Here is a 19,807-nt window from a genome sequence, read left to right as displayed (position 1 = left end):
TCGCTGCTCGCGCCCGACATCCGCGAGTTCGTCGTCGAGCACGTCCTGGGCGAGCTCGTCGAGGACGGCATCAAGCTCGACACCGAGGGCTACCGGCTGCTGGTCAACCCGACCGGGCGCTTCGAGATCGGCGGTCCGATGGGCGACGCCGGTCTCACCGGCCGCAAGATCATCATCGACACGTACGGCGGCATGGCCCGCCACGGCGGCGGTGCCTTCTCCGGCAAGGACCCGTCCAAGGTCGACCGCTCGGCCGCCTACGCCATGCGCTGGGTCGCCAAGAACGTCGTGGCGGCGGGCCTCGCCTCCCGCTGCGAGGTCCAGGTCGCCTACGCCATCGGCAAGGCCGAGCCGGTCGGCCTCTTCGTCGAGACCTTCGGCACCGAGGAGATCCCGCTCCACCTGATCGAACAGGCCATCACCGAGGTCTTCGACCTCCGCCCGGCCGCGATCATCCGCGACCTCGACCTGCTCCGCCCGATCTACGCGGCCACCGCCGCCTACGGCCACTTCGGCCGCGAGCTGCCGGACTTCACCTGGGAGCGCACCGACCGCGCCACGGCCCTGCGCGCCGCGGCCGGCCTCGGCTGATCCCGCAGCGCCCCCCGCCCACCCGTCTCACGAGAGGACCCTCATGGCCGCCCCCGTCCCCACCCACCTCGGCAACCCCTTCTTCCTGGAGCCCGCCGCCACCGACCGCGCCCGCGGTCGCGTCGAGGCACTCATCGCGGACCACCGCACCGGAGCCTGGGCGCCGACCCCGCTGGAGAGCCGGGTCGCCGAGCTGCTCCTCGCCTCCACCACGGCCGACGGCATGCTCACCGCCCGCCGCATCCGCACCGCCCTGTGGGAGGGCGACCTGGCGATGACGTACGAGAACGACGGCCGCTTCGCCCAGCTCCTCGCGGACCTCGTGCCGGTCCTGGACGACCCCGAGCTCACCTCGCTCGACATCGTCGACGCGGCGGGCGAACTGGTCGCCGCCATCGCCACGACCGGCTCCGCGACCCTCGCCGCCTGAGCGGACGCGGTACGCGGAAGGCCCGGCCGGGGAAATCCCGGCCGGGCCTTCCGCACGTCCGGCGTGCCGGTCAGGCGGCCCAGGGCGCCAGCGGGTACCAGATCAGGTCACGCCGGGCCAGCATCCGCACGTCCCAGTAGAGGATCATGAACACTCCGGCCGCGATGAAAGCCGCCGCCATCAGAGCCGACGCCCGGCTCGGCCGCCGGGTCAGCCACCGGTGCAGCCGGTCCCCGAAGAAGCCGGTCACCAGCAGGAACACCAGCCCCATCACCAGGATGTTGCCCAGGCTCTGCAGCGCGAACTCCAGACCCGCGTAGAGCGAGTTGCGGCTCGCGGCGGCGTCCCGGAACAGCTGACGGAACAGCGGGAACGGCCGCCCGATGAGGAACGCGCCGATCAGCCCGCCCATGAACAGCATCGGAGCGTCCGGCCACACCCGGGTCAGCCGCGCCAGCGGATCGCGCACCAGGCCGAGGGCGGCGAGGCCGAGGTACGTCATGACCGCGCCGATCAGCCCGTAGACCACCATCGCCTGGATCAGCCGTCCGGAGAACCCGCCACCGCCCTGGCTCTCGTCGAACTGCGGCATGCCCGTACCGAGCACGCCCACCACCATGCCGTACACCGCCGACACCACGACCGCGCCGAGCGCGAGCCGGCTGAGCGGCCGCAGCGCGGCGGCCATCCGGCCCCGCCGAGAGGCGGCCCGGGCTCCGGTCAGCGGGGCGAGCGCGCTGAACACGGCCACGTTGCACGCCGTGAACGTCCCCGCGATACCGGTGACCAGCGCGAACACGAGTCCGGCGACCGCGCCCGCTATCGGGGTGCCCTTGGCCGGGTGCCCGAGCAGCGTGTCCGCGATGGTGTCGCCGATGGTCTTGTCGACGAACTGGGCCGACCACACCACGGTGAGGGCGAAGCCGAACAGCGCGCTGACGCCGATCACCAGCGCACGGCGGCGCGGCACGTGCCCGTTGAAGAAGAACGAGGAGCTGCGAGTACGGGAGCCGGACTTCCCGGCCGGCCGCTCCTGCGGCCGGGACCGGACCGGAGCGGGCCGCTGCGCGGTCTGCGCCATGGCGGGTCGCCTTTCCAGACGTGGGGGTGGGGCGTGTCGTGGCGCCACGCTAGGCCCGCCCCGCCCCCGCACACCGTCCGGCGGACGCACGCAGCACGATGGAGGAAGCCGGAATCCCGACTTCGGTAAGTCGCCCGGGAAGAACGCGCTTGCGGAAACGGGGGAGGGCGCGTGACGCCCCGGCCGGACCCGGCCCGAGGCCCGCCGGCCGGATGACACCACCCGGCCACCCACCGCCCGGCTCGCCCCGTGTCCGGCAGCCGGTCCGCCGCGCCGTTCGCTCCGCTACCAGGGCCCGTGAGCGGCGTACCGGGCGTACCCTGCCGCCTCGGCCGTGCGGGCCGTGGCGGCCTCCGTGCCCGGCTCCGCCCGCCACGCCGCGCCGGTGACGTCCGGCAGCTCCATGTCGAAGCTCCGCCACATCCAGGCCCAGGCCGCCACCGGCCCGAACCGTTCCGGCCGCTCGATGCCCGCACCGACCCCGGCCGCGACACCCGCCCCGGCCGTCGCGCTCCGCTCGCTCCCGCCCCGGCCCCCGTCGGCCGCCGGGCCGACGCCCGCGCTCATGCCCGCCCGCCCGTCACCGGGCACACCACGACGGCGGGCGAGGGCGACGCCTCCGCCACCGAAGCGGGTGCTTCGAGGAGCGGGGGCCCGCACACGTACCGGACCCCGGTGAGCTTCTCCGACAGCGTCCACAGCCGTTCCCGCCCGGCCCCGCTCCGCGCGGCCCTGCTCGACCGGGCGAGCTCGGGCGCGCCGCGGCCGCCGAACCGCTCCGAGGGGCCGAGGTACGCGTCCCCGTGGACCGCCGGATCGACGGCGGCGCGCAGCGACGGCAGGGCCGCCGCCTCGACCGGCTGGGCCAGCCACCGCATCCCCGCGGCGGCCAGCGGCCGCGCCAGGGCGGGCGGATCGCCCTGCCACAGGGCGGTCGGCGAGAGCCCGGGATGCGCGGCGACCGACACGGTGGCCGCGCCCGCCGTGGCGAGCCGGTGCTGCAGCTCCCGCGCGAACAGCAGATTCGCCAGCTTCGACCGCCCGTACGCGGTCATGGACCGCCGCCCGGTCAGGGACCGGGCGGCCACCTCGTCCAGGCGGCCGAAGCCGACCCGGTGCGCGAGGCTCGCGACCGTCACCACCCGGGACCCGGGCACCGAGGTCATCAGATCGAGCAGCAGCCCGGTGAGCGCGAAGTGCCCGAGGTGGTTGACGCCCAGGTGGGCCTCGAAGCCGTCCTCGGTGCGCCGGTACGACGGGAACATCACCCCGGCGTTGTTGACCAGCAGGTCGAGCCGCCGGTGCCGTTCGCGGACGAGTCCGGCCGTCCGCCGCACCGAGGCGAGCGACGACAGGTCCAGCGGGACGACCTCGGTGCTGCCGTCGATGCGCTCGGCCGCGGCGCGGCCCCGTTCGGTGTCCCGGCAGGCGAGGACGACGTGCGCCCCGCGTGCCGCGAGTACCCGGGCGGTCTCGAAGCCGATGCCCGCGGAGGCACCGGTGACCAGCGCGGTCCTGCCGCTCTGGTCGGGAACGTGCGCGGTGGTCCACCCCATGACGCCTCCTCGGGCGACGAACTGACAGGACAGAACAGGACGTGAAAGGCCGGGAAAGGGCAGGACGGAGCCGAACGGGGCCGAGCCCGGCCCGGCCGGGTCACGTCGCCAGGGCGGCGCCGTATCCGTGCTCGACGATCAGCTCGGCCGCGACGTCGTAGAACGCCGGGTCCGCCGGAACCTCGGTGGCGAGCCCGTTCACGTAGCGGTTGAACATCGAGAACGCGGCGGTGATCAGCACCGTGTCGTGCAGATGGGTGTCGGTGGCGCCCTCGGCCCTGGCCGCCGCGATCGCCTCGTCGGAGACCGGCGCGGCCTTCGCCTGCACCTCGGCCGCGACCTTGAGCAGGGCCTTGAGCAGCGGGGAGACCGGCGCGGTGGCGACGTCCGCACGCACCGCGGCGACGAGCTCGGCGCCGCCGTCGAGCTGCGCGGCGGCGAACGCGCCGTGCGAGTCGGCGCAGAAGTCGGTGCGGTTCAGGTGCGAGACGTACGCGGCGATCAGCTCGCGCTCGCCCCGCGAGAGCGGGGAGGGGCCACTGCGCAGCAGCGTCTCGGCGACGGCGGACAGCACCTTGCCCGTGTCGGGGCGCTGCGCCATCAGCCCGCTGATGCCGGGAAGGTCGTTGGTGATCTCGATGTGGGGCACCGGTGGGTCCTCGTCGTCTCGGCGGCGGTACGGAACGCCCCATCGTCCGGAGCGGCGGCCGGGGCGGCCAACTCCTGGCGTGCGGACCTCACCTCGTGCCGGGGCCCGCAGCTCCGCACACAGGGAGAAGCGCCCGGCCGTCCGCTAGACCAAGAATGAGGACGTGGCAAGGAACAGCCCGCGGAACGCGGAGACTTCGGCAGGTGGTCGTAGCCGTACGATCACGTCGAGCCGGCCTGCCTCCCGGGGGCCGGCCCCGCGGTGCTCCGTCCCCTCCGGCTCCGCCCCGTGCCGCCCGCCCTCAGACGGCGGCGGGCCGCACCAGCCGCCAGCCGCGCAGCACCGGGGAACCCGCCAGGGCCCGCCGGCACACCGCGCGACACCGCCGGGCGGCGTGCGCGCCGTCGGGGGCCAGCAGGAACGCCGCGCCCCGGGCACCGGCCCGGCTGGTGTGCACCCGGACGTGCTCCACGCCGTCGTCGGGACCGCACACCGCCCACAGGGCGGCCAGCAGGGCGTCGTGGGACGCCTCGGGCGCATCCGGCGGCTTGGTGAACGCGAACTCGACGAGGTGCACGCACCGAGTGTGCCGCACGCACCCGGTCCGGCCCCAGGGCCGGCACCGGCCACGAACATGCCGTGGCACGCATGTGCCCGGCACCCGCAGACGACCCAGGGGGGTTTGTGATGCTGGAGGTTCTCGGACTGGATCCGGGCACGGAGGCCGTCTACCGGCTGATGCTGGCGCACCCGGCCTGGGGCGTGGACCGGCTGGCGGCGGCCATGGACACCGACCGGCAGGCGGTCACCCGGGCCCTCGACACCCTGGCCGACCTCGCGCTGCTGCGCTCGGCGACGGCGGACGGCGCACCGGGCCCGGGCCGGCTGGTACCGCCCCGGGCCGGCCTGGGCGCCCTGCTGGAACGCAGACAGTCGGAACTCGCCCGCACCCAGCTGGAGATCGACGCGACCCGGGCCGCGGTCGCCGACCTGCTCACGGAGTACACGGCACTGGGCCGGGAACCGCTGTCCGACGGCGGGACGGAGCGCTTCGCCGGCGCCGAGGCCGTCCGCAGGACGCAGACCGACCTCGCCGCCCGCGCCACCGACGAGTTCCTCGCCCTGACGCCCGCCCCGGCGACGGACACCGACACCGACGACCCGTGGCGGCTCGACCTGTCCCTGTTGCGGGAGACGGCGACGCGCGGCGCCCGGGTGAGGATCCTGGCCACGGACCCCACCGAGGACCTGCGGAGCCTGGCCGCGACGGGGGCGGAGGTCCGGATGCTGCCGTCGCTGCCGGTGCGGCTGAGCCTCGCGGACGGAGCGGAGGCCGCCCTCCCGCTCGACCCGGCAGCACCGCGGGACGGAGTCGTGCTCCTGCGCGAACCGGGCGCGCTGGCGGGCCTGCGGGCCCTGTTCCGGCAGCTGTGGGACGCGGCCGAACCGCTGCCGGGAACACCCGCGCCCGGCGCGACGGCCTGCACCTCCCAGGAACGGGCCCTGCTTCGCCACCTCGCGGACGGACTGACCGACGAGGCAGCCGCCCGGCGCCTCGGCATCTCGCTGCGCAGTGAACGCCGGCTCATCTCCCAGCTGTCCGAGCAGTTCGGTGCCCGAAGCCGTTTCCAACTCGGCCTCGAAGCCGCCCGCAGCGGCCTCGTCTGACACAACGATGCCAGGCAGTTCTGTGCCATCGAAAACTGCTGACAACCCCATGGAAGGCGTGCCAGAGTCATTTCCAGAACGGACCGGAAAGCAAACGAATCCCCGCCGGACGGACCCGCTCGATTCCCACTCGATTCCCCCTTGATTCCCCCTCGATTCCCACCCCGTCACACCGGCCCCCGAGACCAGAGCACCCCTGGAAACCCAAAGAAGCCGAAGGAAAGGAAACGCGTCGTTGGAGAATGCCGAGAACCTGGTCGTGCAGACCCTGGAGGACGACACCTTCGGCTTCCGGACCGATTCCGGTCCGCGCCGGGAAGTCGGCCGCTGAGGCCCGCACCGTGACGCGGCCGGCGGTCCCGAGCGAGGACACCGGCCGCGTCGGCCGTTCTCCCGTCGGGCGCCGGCACGCCCCCGCCGCCGGCGGAAGGCCGTCGGCGAGCAGCCCCGCCACCACCGGCCGGGCCCCGGCCCGCCCGCAAACCCCTGCCCGGATCACCGGTCCCCCGCGGAACGGCATCGACTGAGCTCGGCACACGAGAAGTTGGCAAGCGTCTCCCGCGCATGCCCAGGATGAGCCGCGACCTCTGTCCCGACCAGCTAAGGACCCACCGGTGCCGCACATCACCCTCGCCAACGACCTCCCGGGCATCCGCGGTCTGATGACCGACCGTCCCGACACGGCCATCCCCCTCAACGACCTCGCGGACACCCTGCTGCGCGGCCCGTCGCCCCTCACCCGAGGCGAGCGCGAACTGATCGCCGCGTACGTCTCCGAGCTCAACGCCACCCGCTTCTGCGCCGACACCCACGGTGCGGCCGCCGCGGCCCAGCTCGAAGGCGGCACCGCCCTGGTCGAGGCGGTGCGGCACGACCCCGACACCGCCGGCACCACCCCCCTCGTACGGGCGCTGCTCCGCGTCGCCGCCGAGGTCCAGGCCGCGGCCGTACCGGTGACCGACGCGGCGATCGCCGCCGCCCGCGCCGCCGGCGCCACCGACGCCCACCTGCACGACACGGTGCTCATCGCCGCCGCCTTCTGCATGTACAACCGCTACGTCAGCGGGCTGGCGACCGCCCTGCCCACCGCCCCCGACTACTACGCGGAGGCCGGCCGGCGCATCACCGCCCACGGCTACGCCGCCGCCGTCTGACCGCCGACCGAGAAACGGCCCACCATGTCTGCGCACCCTCCGAAGAAGGACCACCGTCGCGCGGTCACCGCCACCGTCGTCGGCAACTTCATCGAATCCTTCGACTGGCTCGGCTACGGCCTGTTCGCGCCGCTGTTCGCCGCCCAGTTCTTCCCCTCCGACAACGCCCTCACCTCCCTCCTCGGCGTCTTCGCCGTCCTCGGCGTCGGCGTCCTCATGCGCCCGCTCGGCGGCATCCTCCTCGGCCGCTACGCCGACCGCCGAGGCCGCCGCCCCGCCCTCATGCTCGCCGTCTCCCTCATGGCGGGCGGATCGCTCCTCATCGGCCTCACCCCGGGTCACGCCCACATAGGCCTGCTCGCCCCCGTCCTGCTGCTCCTCGCCCGCATGGCGCAGGGCATCTCCCACGGCGGCGAATGGCCCGCGGCGACCACGTACCTCATGGAGGTCGCCCCCGACCACCGCAAGTCCACCTACGGCAGCCTGTTCTCCCTCACCACCTGCGCGGGCGCGTTCACCGCCTCCCTCCTCGGCGGCATCCTCACCGCCGCGCTCGGCCCGGCCGCGATGGCCGACTGGGGCTGGCGGGTTCCGTTCCTCGTCGGCGGACTGCTCGGCCTCGTCCTGCTCCTGCTGCGCAGCCGCCTCGCCGAGACCGAGGTCTTCGAGCGCGAGGTCCGCGCCCACCGCGACCGCGGCTCGCTGCGCCAGGTCCTGTCCACCCACCGCCGCCAGGTGCTGCTCGCCGTCCTGCTGGTCGCGGGCAGCGGCGCCGTCGGCGGCACCTGGCCGTCGGTCGTCCCCGCCCTCGGCGGCCGCCTCGCCCCGCCCGGCACCATGCTGTGGGCCGTGGTGACCGCCACGGCGCTGATGATGGTCCTCAACGTGCCCATCGGCCTGCTCGCCGACAGGATCGGCGCCACCCGCCTCCTGGTCGGCGCGGGCCTCCTGTTCTCCGTGACCGGCTCCGTCTCGTACCTGACGATGACCGGCACGTTCACCAGCCTGCTCTTCGCGTACGGCTCCGGGGTGGTCTACCTGGTCTGCGTGACCTCGGTCCTGCCCAAGCTGCTCACCGAGATCTTCCCGGCGCGGAACCGGGCCCTGGGCGTCGGTCTGCCGAACGCCGTCACCGGCGCCGTCCTCGGCGCCGTCGGTCCCGCCGCCGCGACCTACGCCGCCGAGCACGACGCCGACGGCTGGTTCGTCGCGGGGGTCGTGGCCGCGGTGCTGCTGTCGATCCCGGCCACCCTGCTGGCCCGCCGCACGCCCCGCCCCGCCACGCCCGCCCTCGACCGCTCGGGCCTCACGCTCGTACGGTGAGACGCCACCGGTCCCGGCCCCCGACGAGGGGACCGGGACCGGCGGCGGCACCGCCGGAGGCACCGCCTCCGGCGAAGCGTCAGACGATCTCCATCTGCGCCATCATCCCGATGTCGCTGTGCTCCTGCAGATGGCAGTGGTACAGGTAACGGCCCTTGTAGCCGCTGAACGTGGCCTGGACCCGCACCGTCTCACCGGGCCGCACCAGCACCGTGTCCTTCAGCCCGTTCTCGCCCGGCAGCGGCGGCTCGCCGTTGCGGTCGAGCACCCGGAACGGCACCAGGTGCATGTGGAAGGTGTGGTTGACCGGGCCGAACGGAGTCTCGGCGGGATCGGTGTTGGTCACCCGCCATATCTCGGTGGTGCCCTCCACGATCCGCGTGTCGACCCGGTTCGGGTCGAACGTCTTGTCGTTGATGGCGAACTCCTCGCCCGACGGCGAGAACGACAGCTTCACGTCCCGCTCGACCGTCGCGGCCGGCAGCGCGGGCAGTTCACGCAGCCGTCCCGGGACCCGGCTGGGGTCGAACGCCCGACGGGCCACGTCGAACCGCATCACCGGCTCGTCGGCGCCGTCGCACACATCGGTGAGGACCAGCTTGCTGCCGACGGCCTGCGCCGAGAAGTCCACCACGATCTCGACCCGCTCACCCGGCACGATCAGGATCTTCTTGCGGGGCAGCGGCTCCGGCAGCAGCCCGCCGTCGGAGGCGATCTGCACCATGTCCAGACCGCCCAGGTACAGCTCGATGTTCCGGTGCAGCGTCGCGTTGAGCACCCGGAAGCGGTACTTGCGCGCGTCCACCGGGAAGTAGGGCTTCTGCCGCCCGTTGACGTGCAGCGTCGTCGGCAGGGGGCTCGGCTCGAAGATCATGCCCCCGTTCTCGTCGAAACGCGCGTCACGGATCATGATCGGCACGTCGTACGCGCCCCTGGGCAGCCTCAGCGCCGCCTCGTCCCGGCCCTCGATCAGATAGAACCCGGCCAGCCCCCGGTACACGTGCTCGGCCTCCTTGGCACACGTGTGGTCGTGGTACCAGAGCGTCGCGCCCTGCTGCCGGTTCGGGTAGTCGAAGACCCGGGACGCGCCCGGCTCGATCAGGTCCATCGGAAAGCCGTCGCTGCCCGGCGGCACGTGCCCCCCGTGGAGGTGCACGGTCGCCGCCCGGTCGAGCCGGTTGACGTACCGCACCTTCACCCGACGGCCGGCCTTGGCGCGGATCGTCGGACCGATGAACTGTCCCCCGAAGGTGAGCACCGGCGCGGGACGGCCCGGGAAGAACTCCGCCTTCGCGTGCTGCATCGGCAGCTCGTACACGTCGGTGTCGCCCAACGACGACACCGGCCTGAGCACCCGCGGCACCGGCAGCCTCTCCGAGAACGCCGTGTACGGCGGAGGCGCACCGGTCCCCGCCGTCGGCTCGGCCGGCGTCGGCTCCGCCCCGCCCCCGTGATGGGCGTGCGGGTCGGCGACCGGAGCGGCCGACGCGCCCGTCTCGGCACCCGCCGCGCTCTGCCCCCACCACAGCAGCGCGCCGCCCGCCGTCGCCACACCGCCGCCCATCGCCAGCAGCCGCCGTCTGTTCAGCATCTGTTCCCCCATTCGCTACGAGCCCGAAGAAGGCGACCGTCCGGCCCGCCGGGAACACCCGGGAGGAGAAGTCACTCACCCCGAGCCGAACGGAAAATCGCTCGTCGATCCTGGTGCCGACCCACCCCGCCGGGCATCTTCACGCGTGCTGCGTCCGACACCACGGCGAAGGGCCCCGGCGGCGTGCGGCCGCCGGAGCCCCCGGGCCACCCGTCCCCGCAGGCGTCACTCCGCGGCTTGCGGCAGATACCCCTCGGCCACCAGCGCGGCCCCGATCCGGTCGTACACCGCGGGATCCTCCGGAGTGATCGCCCCGAGCCCGTCGACGTAGCGGTTGAACATGCAGAACGCCGCGGCGATCAGCACCGCGTCGTGGATCGCCTCGTCGTCCGCACCCGCCGCGCGCGCGGCCTCGACATCCTCCTCGGCCACCGTGCGGGCATCACCCCGCACTTTCCCCGCGATCGCCAGCAGCGCCCGCGTCCGCTCGCTCACCGGCGCCGTCGCCGGATCCTTCTGCACGGCCTCCACCAGCGCGTAGTCCCCGCCGAGGGCGTGCGCCGCGGCCGCGGTGTGCGAGCCCGTGCAATAGCGCGTCCCGTTGCCGTACGAGACGTACGCGGCGATCAGCTCCCGCTCGCCCACCGACAGCGGCGAGTCACCCCTCAGCAACTGCTCCGCCAGTCCGCTCAGCACCCGCCCCGAAGCGGGCTTGCTCGCCATCAGGCCCCGGATGCCCGGCACCGGCGAGGGAATCTCGATGTACGGCACCGCCGGCCCCCTACTGGTTGAACCACGGAGTGGACGTCGGATCGGTCGACAACTGGTCCAGTACCAGGTTCGCGACCTTCTGCTCACCCGAGGCCGAGGGATGCACCCCGTCGGACTCCAGGTCCGAGCACGCCCACTCCAGCCCGTCGCCACGGCCCGGCGCACCGCCGGCCACGCCGTCCGCGCCCAGGCCGTCGGCCCACAGGTACGGCCCCCACGACAGCCACGGCGCTACCCCGCCCGGCCCGTGGGCCAGGTCCGGGGCCCCGTTGATCTGGTCCTGGATCAGCTTCTTGACCGCCCAGCCCTGCTGGTAGGCGCCCGCGCTGCGCGCCTGGTTGTAGGTGTAGATACGGCTGGCGACATAGCCGAGCGCCAGGTTCGGGTACTTCGCCCGGGCGTTGCGGGCGATGGAGGCCAGCGCGTTCCGCAGGTTCTGCGCCCCCTGCGGGAACGCCCCCAGGTTGTCCCCGACGAACTGCTCCTTCAGCCACACCGCCTGCACCTGTGCGGGCGTCACCTTGGCGTTCGACAGCCGGCTGGCCAGCACCGACCAGGTGGCGTCCGAGGGGTTCGCCCAGGCGGAGGCGTCCTTGCCGCCCTGCGCGCCGTCGACGACCACCAGCTTGTCGCTCAGGTTCCCGTACGTCTTCGTCGCCGCGATGAACTTCTGGAACTCCTGCGTGGTGTTGGACATGCCGATCGAGACCAGCACCACCTTGCCGTTCACCGGGTCGACCTGACCGGCCGCGTTGCGCGGCAGCACCGCGTTCTGGGCGAGGTCCGCCCCGGCCGCGGTGTGCGCGGCGGGCCGGACGTTGCTTCCACCCGGGTACAGCCCCCCGGTCAGACCGTTGTACGTACCCGTGCCCAGGTCGTTCAGCGGCACCAGACCACTGGACGTGTACGTGCAGTCGGCGGCGGCCCCGGCAGGCTGCGGCACGAGCGCGATACCGACCGCGGTCACCGCGGCGGTCAGATAGGCCCCGAGACGTCCGGTCTTGTTCATGGGTTCCCCTCCATGGACGGTGAGCATCGGGCCGGCGGCCCGGAAGCGATGCTCGTCACGGCGCCCCGGCCCCCGCACCTCCTCCCGTGCCGTCACCCCGGGCCGAACCGACTGTGCCAAGTCGGACCCTCACCACCGCCCCGCCCTCCTGGCACGATGGCCCCATGCCCCTGCCACGCCCCCGCGGATCGTTTCTCTCGATCGGCTCGAAGGAGTCGATCCTCTCCATCGGCTCCGTCGGATCCGTCCTGTCCATCGGCTCCGTCGGCAGCGTCCTCTCGGTCGGCTCGGTGGGCAGCGTCCTGTCCGCCGGCTCGATCGGCTCCGCCCTCTCCCTGCTCTCCACCGCCTCCTGGCTGAGCACGGGCTCCCTGCTCTGCGCCCAGTCCCGCTGGTCGGTCCTCTCCTGGCGTGCCCACCACGGCTTCCGCACCGCGGGACCGTCCGGGGCGCGGCCTGCTAGAGGTCGAACTCGAGGTGCTCGACGTCCGTGAACCGGACCTCTTCCAGTGAGCCGGCGCGGCGGCCGCCGTCCTGGAAGTACACCTCCTTCAAGGCCTCGGCGGCGATCTGCTGGAGTTCGGCATCACCGGCGCCGGCGTCCTGGGCGTCGAAGAGGCGCGCCGCGTACTGCGGGGGCAGGGCGACGGTCAGGTGCCGGATGCGGTCCTGATCGGTGGTCCCGATCGGCGCGGTGTAGCCCATGCGGGCGCGGGTGTCGATGACGATGCCGCCCGTGCTCGCCGCCTTGGCCCTCGCCCTGGCCCTGATCTGGGGCTGCCAGCGCTTCTTCACCTCGCGCTCCATGCGCGCGGCGAGGTCGGGGCGGGGCTTCTTGATCTGGTCCTTCACGTACCGCTCGACGGTGCGCTGGGAGATCCGCAGCATCTGCGCGACCGGCTTCGTGCCGCCGAGCTGCTTGACCAGGTACCGCATCTGCGGGCCCGCCGTCTTGGGGGCCGGGCGGGTGAACGCCTTCTGCACCGCGGCGTCCAGGCCGTCGGCGAACCGGTTGCTCATCGGCCTGTCCTACTCTCCGTTGTCGGCGTCGGTGACGGTGCCGTCCTTGATGTACCGGGCGAGGTTGAGCTCCGGGGCGCTGAACTTCTCCCGGACTTCCTCGCCCCACAGGACGGACTGGGTGCCTTCCCACTTCACGAGGCCGGGGTTGACGCCGAGTGCGAAGCCGCCGGGCAGCGGCTTGCCCTGGCGGTAGGGCAGGAAGTCCAGCGGCGAGGGCCCGTCCGCGGCGTAGACGACGCAGTCGGACAGGATCGCGATCGGGTACTGGCCGGTGAACGACGCGTGCTTGACGATCTTCCGGTGAAGGTTGATCCGCGTGCGGGAGATGACCGCCGCCCGGATGTCGGGCCGCCACGTCGGCCGGGACAGCGCGCGCCACGGCTCGCCGGGCCGCCAGCCCTCGGCCCGGGGCCGCTCGCGCAGTTTGCCCAGCCCGCCCTTGACCGTCGCCTTGATCGCCGAGACGACGAGCCCCAGCTCCGGGTCGCGGTCCTGGTAGCCGTCCATCGCCGCGAGGAAGTCGGCCGGGGCGAGGCCGGCGTCGACGCCGAGGTCGGCCATCGTGGCGAGGTAGGCGTCCCGCAGCCGCTGGTACCAGCCGTCCAGGTAGCGGCCGTTGTCGTACCGGGCCCACGCCTCGATGGGGCGCACCTCGTAGCCGAGCTCCGCCGCGTAGGCGACGGTGGGCGTCGCGTACCAGGCCGGGCCCTCGGGCCGTTCGCCCTTCGGCGTGAACGGGGAGGGCAGCAGACTGCCGTTCAGCTCCACCCACTCCTTGCCGACCTTCACGCGGGACAGGTCGACATGGCTCAGATCCACCAGCCAGGAGCCGGGCAGCTTCGGGTCGAACACCGGGGCCTTGACGTGCGTCGCCTCCCCCAGGCCGACGGTCAGCCCGTTGGCGCCGGCGGCGAAGGCCATGTTGACGTCGATCCCGACCAGGTGGCGCAGGGTGCACTCCGCGTCGGTCATCGGCCGCGCCCAGTCGTACGCCTCCTCGGACAGCTTCTCCCCGGGACCGCGGACGTGGAAGCGCGGCAGGTCCTTGAGGGCGGGGTGGCCGTCGGGGACCTCGCACGGCGGGAAGCGCACCGGGTCGATGGCGTCCTTGCCCAGGCTGCCGGGGTTGTGCTCGGAGTGCCGCTTGCCGTGGGCGTCCGGCGCGGAGGCCCGGGTCGGCGGGTGGAGGGCGGTCATCAGCTCCAGGCCGGTCACGGCGGTCGAGCCGCGCGGCGTCATCACGCGGGAGGCGTACACGCCCAGGACGCGGGCGAGCTCCGCCGGAGGGAGCTGCCCGGCGGTACCCCAGAACCGGGTGTCGAGCGCGTTCCACGACGGGATGCACAGCTGCACGCAGGCCCGCTCCGAACCGGTCGCGGGACGGTAGATCCGCGCCCACGGGCCGAAGCCGCGCTTCGTGAGCTGCCACTGCGCGCGCACGAGCTGCTTGATGACCTTGTGGCCCTCCGGGAGCCGCCCGGCGACCCTCTCCTCCTCCGTGAGCGTGACGGGCAGGCCGTAGCGCTCGCACGCGGCGGCGGTGAGCACGAGCAGCGGATCGGCGTCCTTGCCCGGCCCCGACAGCTTCGGCTGCCCGAGCTCGGCCTCGCGCAGCGTCCAGTCGACCAGGGCCGGGAGGGACTTGGCGGGCACCTCCAGCACCAGGCCCCCGGCGCAGTACGCCAGCACCTGGCCGTCCTCGACGTCCACGACCGCCAGCGGCCCGTTCTCGAACCGCGGATCGGTACCGCCCGACGGCGTTCCGGCCGGAGCCGCCTTCCGCGGACCGCCCCGGCCCGACGTCGACGACGGCCCGGTGGTGCGTGCCGGACGCGGCGCGGTCGCCGGAGCAGCAGGGGCGGGGGCCTGCGTGTTCCCGGGCGCGGTCATGACCGCAGCCTCGGACGCCCGGTCTGTGGAGGGAGTCCGCGCCTCCGCCGGGGCGGGCACGGCGGTGGACGCGGTCGGCACCTCGGTGTCGGGGGCGGGTGCGGCCGTGTCGGCCGGGGTGGCGGGGTAGAGCTCCGCGAGCTTGTCCAGCAGCCGGGCGTAGGCGTCGCGTTCCGGCGGGCGGGGCTCGGTCTTTCCGGACTCCCAGCCGGACACCGTGGCCCGCCGCACCTTCAGCGCGGTGGCCACCTCGTCGATCGTCAGGCCGTGCGCGGCCCGCAGCCGCTTGCGCTCCGCCGGCGGCGGCAGCACGGCGCGGGACGCCAGCAGGGCGTCGACCGCGTCGAACAACTCGGACATGAAAGCACCTCCTGAACATCACCCTACCAAGTGAAGCGTACGTTTTGCGTACGCTTCACCGCACGCAAAACGTACGAGAGGCGTTCGCGGCTGTCGAATCGGGTGCTCTGTCGGCATTGCCCGCTGCTTCTCCCGCACGCCCCCGACTCGCAGCGCCCCTCACTGCGGTCCCGACCACGGCGAAGGGGCGGACGCCCCTCGGCCCGGCCCACTGGGCGACACGGGTCGGACCGCCGCCGTACTCTTGAGCATCCCGATGGACCCGTGGTTCCCGCACCACGTCGGCGACCCCCCGGGGCCGGCAGTCGTCCGCCGACGACGAACTGCGCCGCCGGCTGCCGATCGTCGTACCGCTCGCCGCGTCCACCTCCACCCCGACGTCCAGCACCTCCTGACGCTGGAGCATCGAGGACCGCCCGTCCCTCCGGGGCAGCCGGCACCGGCGCTTCACGACAACCCTCGTCATCGCCCTTTACCTGACGGCCGCCTGCTTCGGCTCCGCACCAGGACGTCGTCGTCCTGCCGCCGACCGCGATCAGCCTCCTCGCCCGTCGTGACCGGACTCCGGGCCTCGACAGGTCCGGAGTCCGGTCACGACGCGGGAAACGGATCATGAGCCGTCGCGTTCGGAGTCCGGTCCGTACCGCTCGACGGAGCGGGCTGCGGGGTCGGCTGTCCCGGGGCGGCCTCGGCGGCCGGCACGGGCACGACGCCCGTCCACTTCATGCCCAGCGCGGCGAGGGCGGCGCGCTGTTCCGTGGTGAGCTTGTCGCGCCGGCTCTTGGTGTTGGAGAGCCACACGCCCAGCTTGACCGGCACCGGTTCCGCCTCTCCGTCGACCGTGATCTCCACGACCGCGCCGCGCGGGACGGGTCGTTGTCCCTCCTTCTCCACCCACCGGGCCAGGGCGGTCAGGCCCCGCCGGAACGCCGCCTCCGCCTTGCTCGGGCCCTTTCCCGCCGGACGGGGTGCTGCCGGGGCGGGAGACGGGGCACGGTCGGGGTGCATGCCCAGCTTGCTCAGCCGTTCTTGCTGCTCGGGCGTCAGCTGTGCCCAGGTGCCCGGTTCCTGCTGCCTCCACCTCCAGGCACCGATGTCGTCGCCGTCGAAGACGACGCCGGGCGCGATGCGGGGCAGGTGGCCGTCGGCGTCGACGAGGTCGGCGAGCACCCGGTAGTGCCGCTGCCAGCTCAGGGGCCAGGGGCAGTTCCAGTCCGGGTCGATCGCCGCCAGCTGCGCCGCGCGCCCTGCTGCCCGTTTCGGGTCCTTGCCCAGGCCGCCCTTGCGGCGCAGGTTGGCCAGGTGCTGCCCGATGGGCACCATCGCCCCGCCCTCGCCCCACACCGCGTCCTGCCGGGGCGCGAGGTGTCCGGTGGCCCGCCGGAACGACCGCAGCGCGGCCAGCTTGGCCTCCCACGCCTCCTCGCCCGGCTCCCAGACCATCCCGGCCTCCGGGGCGTCCAGCAGGGTCTTGCGCCGGTCCTCCAGCTCCCCGGCCCGCAGCGCCTTGCGCTGCTGGTGCACCCACCGCCCGAGCGGGAAGTCCTTGGTGACGCCGACCTCGACCGCGACGTCGTACGGGACGGCGTGGACGCCGGTGATCCCGTTCTCCTTCCGCCACCGGATGAGGGCCTGGTAGCCCTCCAGCCACACGAGCGACTCCGGCCGGTACACCCGGGTCCGCAGGAACGCCGCGATCGTGGCGGCGTCGCGCGGACTGGAGAAGTGCAGCAGGACCGCCTCGGCGGCGGCGTCGGCGCCCTGGTCCTCGCCCTCGCCGCCGGTGCCGACGATCTGCCCGTCCTCGTCGCGGCGCAGGTGGGTCTTGCGCTTGCCGCTGGTGAGGGCGCGGGAGGCGAGCTGCTCGACGAGACGCTCGTCATGACTGCGCAGGCCCTGGAGCACGGCGACGAGTGGCTTGAAGCTGGCGGAGGCGACCATGTCCTCGGGGTCCTCGTCCGGCTCCAGGAAGACGGGCACGATGATCCGCGCGACCTTCGTGCTGCCGTCGCGGTTGAGGCGGAGCGCGCGGCCGATGTTCTGCACGATCTCGACCTGCGAGCCTCGGGTGTCGGCGAAGCAGACGGCCTCGACCCCCCGTTCACCGGTGATGTCGACGCCTTCCCCGAGCACGCGCACGCTCGCGAGGAAGGCGCGGTGCACCCGCCGCCCGTCGGCGTCGATGCCGCCTGCGAACTGCCGCAGGACCTCGCGCCGCTCGGAGACGAGGTGGTCGCCGCACAGCCACGCCGACCACACCCTCTCCGGCGGGACGTGCCGGCCGGCCTCCAGTTCGTAGAACTCGGCGTCGATCGACGACGCGGGGAGCTTCCCGGCGGCGGCCAGGTCGGCGTCGGAGGCGTCGGTGACGTACAGCTCGGCAGCGGTCTCCGGCAGCTTCTCCGCGAACGCGGCGGCTTCCTCGACCTTCTGGTGGAACGTCATGACCGTACGCAGATTCCACGCGGCGGCGTGCTCCAGAAGCGCGGTCTGCAGCAGCGCCAGGCGCCGGCCCCGCCGCGCCTCCTCCGACTCCCCGAGAACGGGGGAGGGGTCGCGGACCTCCAGGACGTCGATCTCGAACCCGGCGAGGATCTCCCGCTCGATCGCCTCCGACAGCCCGAGCTCGGCGATCCACGCGCCGTACGTCCCGTTCGGATCGTCGGCCATCGTTGCGAGCTCCACCTCCTGGCCGCCGGTGCCCTTCTGCGGCCGGGGCGCGGCGAGGATGCGCGGGGTCGCGGTCAGGTACAGCCGGAACGAGGCCGGAATCCGCTCGTTGTCGTGGATCGCCGCCCACGGCCGGCCGAGATCACCGGCGGTTCCGTGCGCCTCGTCCACGATCGCGAGGTCGAAGCCGTCCATGCGCTGCCCGTAGAGCCGCTCCCCGCCCGCCAGCGCGGCCTCCAGCGGCCCGCGTACCTTCCGCCGGCCCGTCGGGTCCTCGGGATCCTCACGGTCCACCAGGGAGGCGTACGTGGCGAACACGACGACCGGCCCGGCCCCGGCCCACAGGGCGAGCTGGATCGCGTTCGTGGTGGCGCGTACCCCCAGCGAGTTCAGCACGGGGTCGTTCTCCATCGAGCACACCGCGACCATCGGGGCCCGGTGGCCCACCGCGCGCCACGCCTGGGCGGTCTGCACGAGCAGGTCCAGAGTCGGCACGGTGACGAGGATCCGGCCGGCCGCGAACGATTCCAAGGCACACGCGGCGGCCATGATCGTCTTGCCCGAGCCGGTCGCTGACACGATCGTGGCACGGGCCCCTTGCGGGGGAACAGATGACCTTGCAGGGAATCCCACCCACCTCCTAAACACGGCGCGCTGGTCCACCTGGTGTTCCTTGAGCGGAATCGCCGACATTTCCTTGCCTCTCCTCATCCTGACTTCCCGTGGTCTTTCAGATGACCGCATGCGGAATGCAGGCCGCACAAAGACCGTTCCGGATCGACGCATCCGCCTTGCGCCAGCCGCCCGGCTTCCCGTCCTTGAAGGGCGGCTCGTCGTCCGGGTCGTCGTGCCCGGCATCGAGCGTGCAGACCACGACGTCCCCATCCGCGTTCCACGTCCGCACGGCGCACAGGCCGCCGGCCCCGCCCAACGCCTCCAGGACCCGGCGCCGCGCCATGGTGTGCGGAGGGGTGCCCGGCAGCACTCCCTCCCGGACGCACGCCTCCAGGCGCTCCAGGTCGGCCCGTTCACACTGCCGCGCGCACGCGATGTGTACGGCCAGGTCAGCGGCCCCAGCCGACCGGCTGCCGCGCCGGGACCCCTCCCGGTCCGCGATGCCCACCAAGGCCTCGCCCACGGCCGTCACGCCGTCATCCCAGCCGTCCGCGAACCGCACCCCCTGAGAGGCCGGCGCCATCCCGTCCAGCTCGACCACCTCGCACTGCGCCCCGGCCTCCAGCCCCGCCACCAGGTCGTCCACCTCAGCTGCGGACACTCCCTGCGCCTCCAGGAGAGCGAACAGCCCCAACCGGGCTTTGGTGCCCGCCGCCTGATACTGACTCACCCGCCTTACAGAATGGCTGCTCAGCGTGCTATCTGCCCCCCTAGAGTTGCGGTGACCGGTCATCTACGGTCGTTCCTCTCAGAATTCGGGGGAGGTTCCCAGGTGGTTGTGGGGTGTCCTGCATTTCTTCCAACTGTACATGCTGCATCTCACAGGTGTACGCAGTACACGGGAACCACACGAGCGAGCACCCCACCCCTCATAGCCAGCCCGGCCCGCGCCAGCGGACCCCAAGGCCCTGAGGCGCAGCCGGAAGAGCCGCCAGGCGGGGGAGCGCAGCGGACCCGCCCCGCATGAAGAGGTGCGCAGCACCCCGGACTCGCGCCACGTGAAGGGCTGCGGAGCAGCCCTTCACTCTCCGGGAGCGCAGCGAGTTCGTGCTTTGGGAGCGCAGCGAGTTCGTGCTTTGGGAGCGCAGCGAACGGAGCATCACCAAGCCTGCGGAGCAGGCCGCAAGGGCTTCTGAAGCGAAGCGTAAGGAGCCCCGCCTTCGCGCAGCGAAGGGAACATGGCTGCGCAGCGGGACACGCCCGCGCAGCGGGACACGCCCGCGCAGCGGGACACGCCCGCGCAGCGGAACATGCCCACGCAACGGAACATCCCCGCGCAGCGGGACACGCCCGCGCAGCGGGTGTGTTCACCACGCCTGCGAAGCAGGCGTGTTCACGAGGCCTGCGAAGCAGGCCAGCCTGCGCA

General features: G+C 73.2%; 18 protein-coding genes. 6 read left to right on the top strand and 12 right to left on the bottom strand.

What is annotated here, in order from left to right; translation table 11 throughout:
- Together IE287_RS37225 and IE287_RS37220 are read left to right on the top strand one after the other, a co-directional pair.
- The coding region (locus IE287_RS37225; RefSeq protein ID WP_189853855.1) for a methionine adenosyltransferase domain-containing protein at window positions 1-591 on the top strand (591 nt) is incomplete at its 5' end.
- Window positions 592-634: 43 nt separating this feature from the next.
- Window positions 635-1,021 carry a hypothetical protein gene (locus tag IE287_RS37220; protein ID WP_189853854.1) on the top strand — a complete coding sequence of 129 codons (387 nt, stop codon included), beginning with the start codon at window positions 635-637 and terminating at the stop codon, window positions 1,019-1,021.
- Window positions 1,022-1,091: 70 nt separating this feature from the next.
- Here IE287_RS37220 and IE287_RS37215 read toward each other — a convergent pair whose 3' ends face one another.
- From IE287_RS37215 to IE287_RS37195, 5 genes are all read right to left on the bottom strand, one after another.
- Complete coding sequence (locus IE287_RS37215; RefSeq protein WP_189853853.1) at window positions 1,092-2,102, bottom strand: hypothetical protein; 1,011 nt, start codon at window positions 2,100-2,102, stop codon at window positions 1,092-1,094.
- Between the two features lie 285 nt (window positions 2,103-2,387).
- Window positions 2,388-2,669 (bottom strand): hypothetical protein, encoded by a 282-nt coding sequence (locus IE287_RS37210; RefSeq protein ID WP_229883993.1) that lies wholly within the window; start codon window positions 2,667-2,669, stop codon window positions 2,388-2,390.
- Window positions 2,666-3,658, bottom strand: a complete 993-nt coding sequence (locus tag IE287_RS37205) for an oxidoreductase (RefSeq protein WP_189853852.1) — start codon at window positions 3,656-3,658, stop codon at window positions 2,666-2,668. The genes IE287_RS37210 and IE287_RS37205 overlap by 4 nt, the downstream gene beginning before the upstream one ends.
- Window positions 3,659-3,758: 100 nt before the next feature.
- Entirely contained in the window at window positions 3,759-4,307 is a 549-nt protein-coding gene (locus IE287_RS37200) for a carboxymuconolactone decarboxylase family protein (protein WP_189853851.1), read from the bottom strand.
- 301 nt (window positions 4,308-4,608) lie between these two features.
- Window positions 4,609-4,884, bottom strand: a complete 276-nt coding sequence (locus IE287_RS37195; protein ID WP_189853850.1) for a hypothetical protein — start codon at window positions 4,882-4,884, stop codon at window positions 4,609-4,611.
- Between the two features lie 110 nt (window positions 4,885-4,994).
- Between IE287_RS37195 and IE287_RS37190 the strand changes: the two genes are divergently transcribed.
- The 3 genes from IE287_RS37190 to IE287_RS37180 all read left to right on the top strand — a co-directional run bounded on the left by IE287_RS37190 (window position 4,995) and on the right by IE287_RS37180 (window position 8,452).
- Window positions 4,995-5,975 (top strand): helix-turn-helix domain-containing protein, encoded by a 981-nt coding sequence (locus IE287_RS37190; protein ID WP_189853849.1) that lies wholly within the window; start codon window positions 4,995-4,997, stop codon window positions 5,973-5,975.
- 614 nt (window positions 5,976-6,589) lie between these two features.
- Complete coding sequence (locus tag IE287_RS37185; RefSeq protein ID WP_189853848.1) at window positions 6,590-7,129, top strand: carboxymuconolactone decarboxylase family protein; 540 nt, start codon at window positions 6,590-6,592, stop codon at window positions 7,127-7,129.
- 24 nt (window positions 7,130-7,153) lie between these two features.
- Entirely contained in the window at window positions 7,154-8,452 is a 1,299-nt protein-coding gene (locus IE287_RS37180) for an MFS transporter (RefSeq protein ID WP_189853847.1), read from the top strand.
- 79 nt (window positions 8,453-8,531) lie between these two features.
- Here IE287_RS37180 and IE287_RS37175 read toward each other — a convergent pair whose 3' ends face one another.
- The 3 genes from IE287_RS37175 to IE287_RS37165 all read right to left on the bottom strand — a co-directional run bounded on the left by IE287_RS37175 (window position 8,532) and on the right by IE287_RS37165 (window position 11,823).
- Window positions 8,532-10,043 (bottom strand): multicopper oxidase family protein, encoded by a 1,512-nt coding sequence (locus IE287_RS37175; RefSeq protein WP_189853846.1) that lies wholly within the window; start codon window positions 10,041-10,043, stop codon window positions 8,532-8,534.
- A gap of 225 nt (window positions 10,044-10,268) precedes the next feature.
- Entirely contained in the window at window positions 10,269-10,814 is a 546-nt protein-coding gene (locus IE287_RS37170; protein ID WP_189853845.1) for a carboxymuconolactone decarboxylase family protein, read from the bottom strand.
- A gap of 10 nt (window positions 10,815-10,824) precedes the next feature.
- Window positions 10,825-11,823, bottom strand: coding sequence for a hypothetical protein (locus tag IE287_RS37165; protein ID WP_189853844.1), 999 nt, complete (start codon window positions 11,821-11,823; stop codon window positions 10,825-10,827).
- Between the two features lie 164 nt (window positions 11,824-11,987).
- Between IE287_RS37165 and IE287_RS38975 the strand changes: the two genes are divergently transcribed.
- Window positions 11,988-12,317, top strand: coding sequence for a hypothetical protein (locus IE287_RS38975; RefSeq protein ID WP_229883992.1), 330 nt, complete (start codon window positions 11,988-11,990; stop codon window positions 12,315-12,317).
- On the opposite strand, the gene tpg is transcribed toward IE287_RS38975, so the two are convergent.
- The 4 genes from tpg to IE287_RS37145 form a co-directional block, all read right to left on the bottom strand.
- On the bottom strand, window positions 12,283-12,843 hold the full coding sequence (gene tpg, locus IE287_RS37160; RefSeq protein ID WP_189853843.1) for a telomere-protecting terminal protein Tpg: 561 nt from the start codon (window positions 12,841-12,843) through the stop codon (window positions 12,283-12,285). The genes IE287_RS38975 and tpg overlap by 35 nt on opposite strands.
- Before the next feature lie 9 nt (window positions 12,844-12,852).
- Window positions 12,853-15,096, bottom strand: a complete 2,244-nt coding sequence (gene tap / locus IE287_RS37155) for a telomere-associated protein Tap (protein ID WP_189853842.1) — start codon at window positions 15,094-15,096, stop codon at window positions 12,853-12,855.
- A gap of 591 nt (window positions 15,097-15,687) precedes the next feature.
- A complete protein-coding gene (locus IE287_RS37150; protein WP_189853841.1) occupies window positions 15,688-18,459 on the bottom strand; it encodes a DEAD/DEAH box helicase in 2,772 nt (923 codons plus the stop codon).
- A gap of 37 nt (window positions 18,460-18,496) precedes the next feature.
- Complete coding sequence (locus tag IE287_RS37145; RefSeq protein WP_229883991.1) at window positions 18,497-19,111, bottom strand: hypothetical protein; 615 nt, start codon at window positions 19,109-19,111, stop codon at window positions 18,497-18,499.
- Window positions 19,112-19,807 lie beyond the last annotated feature (696 nt).

The sequence above is a fragment of the Streptomyces omiyaensis genome, assembly GCF_014650895.1.
GTDB lineage: Bacteria > Actinomycetota > Actinomycetes > Streptomycetales > Streptomycetaceae > Streptomyces > Streptomyces omiyaensis.
This window is presented reverse-complemented; position numbering and strand designations above follow the sequence as displayed.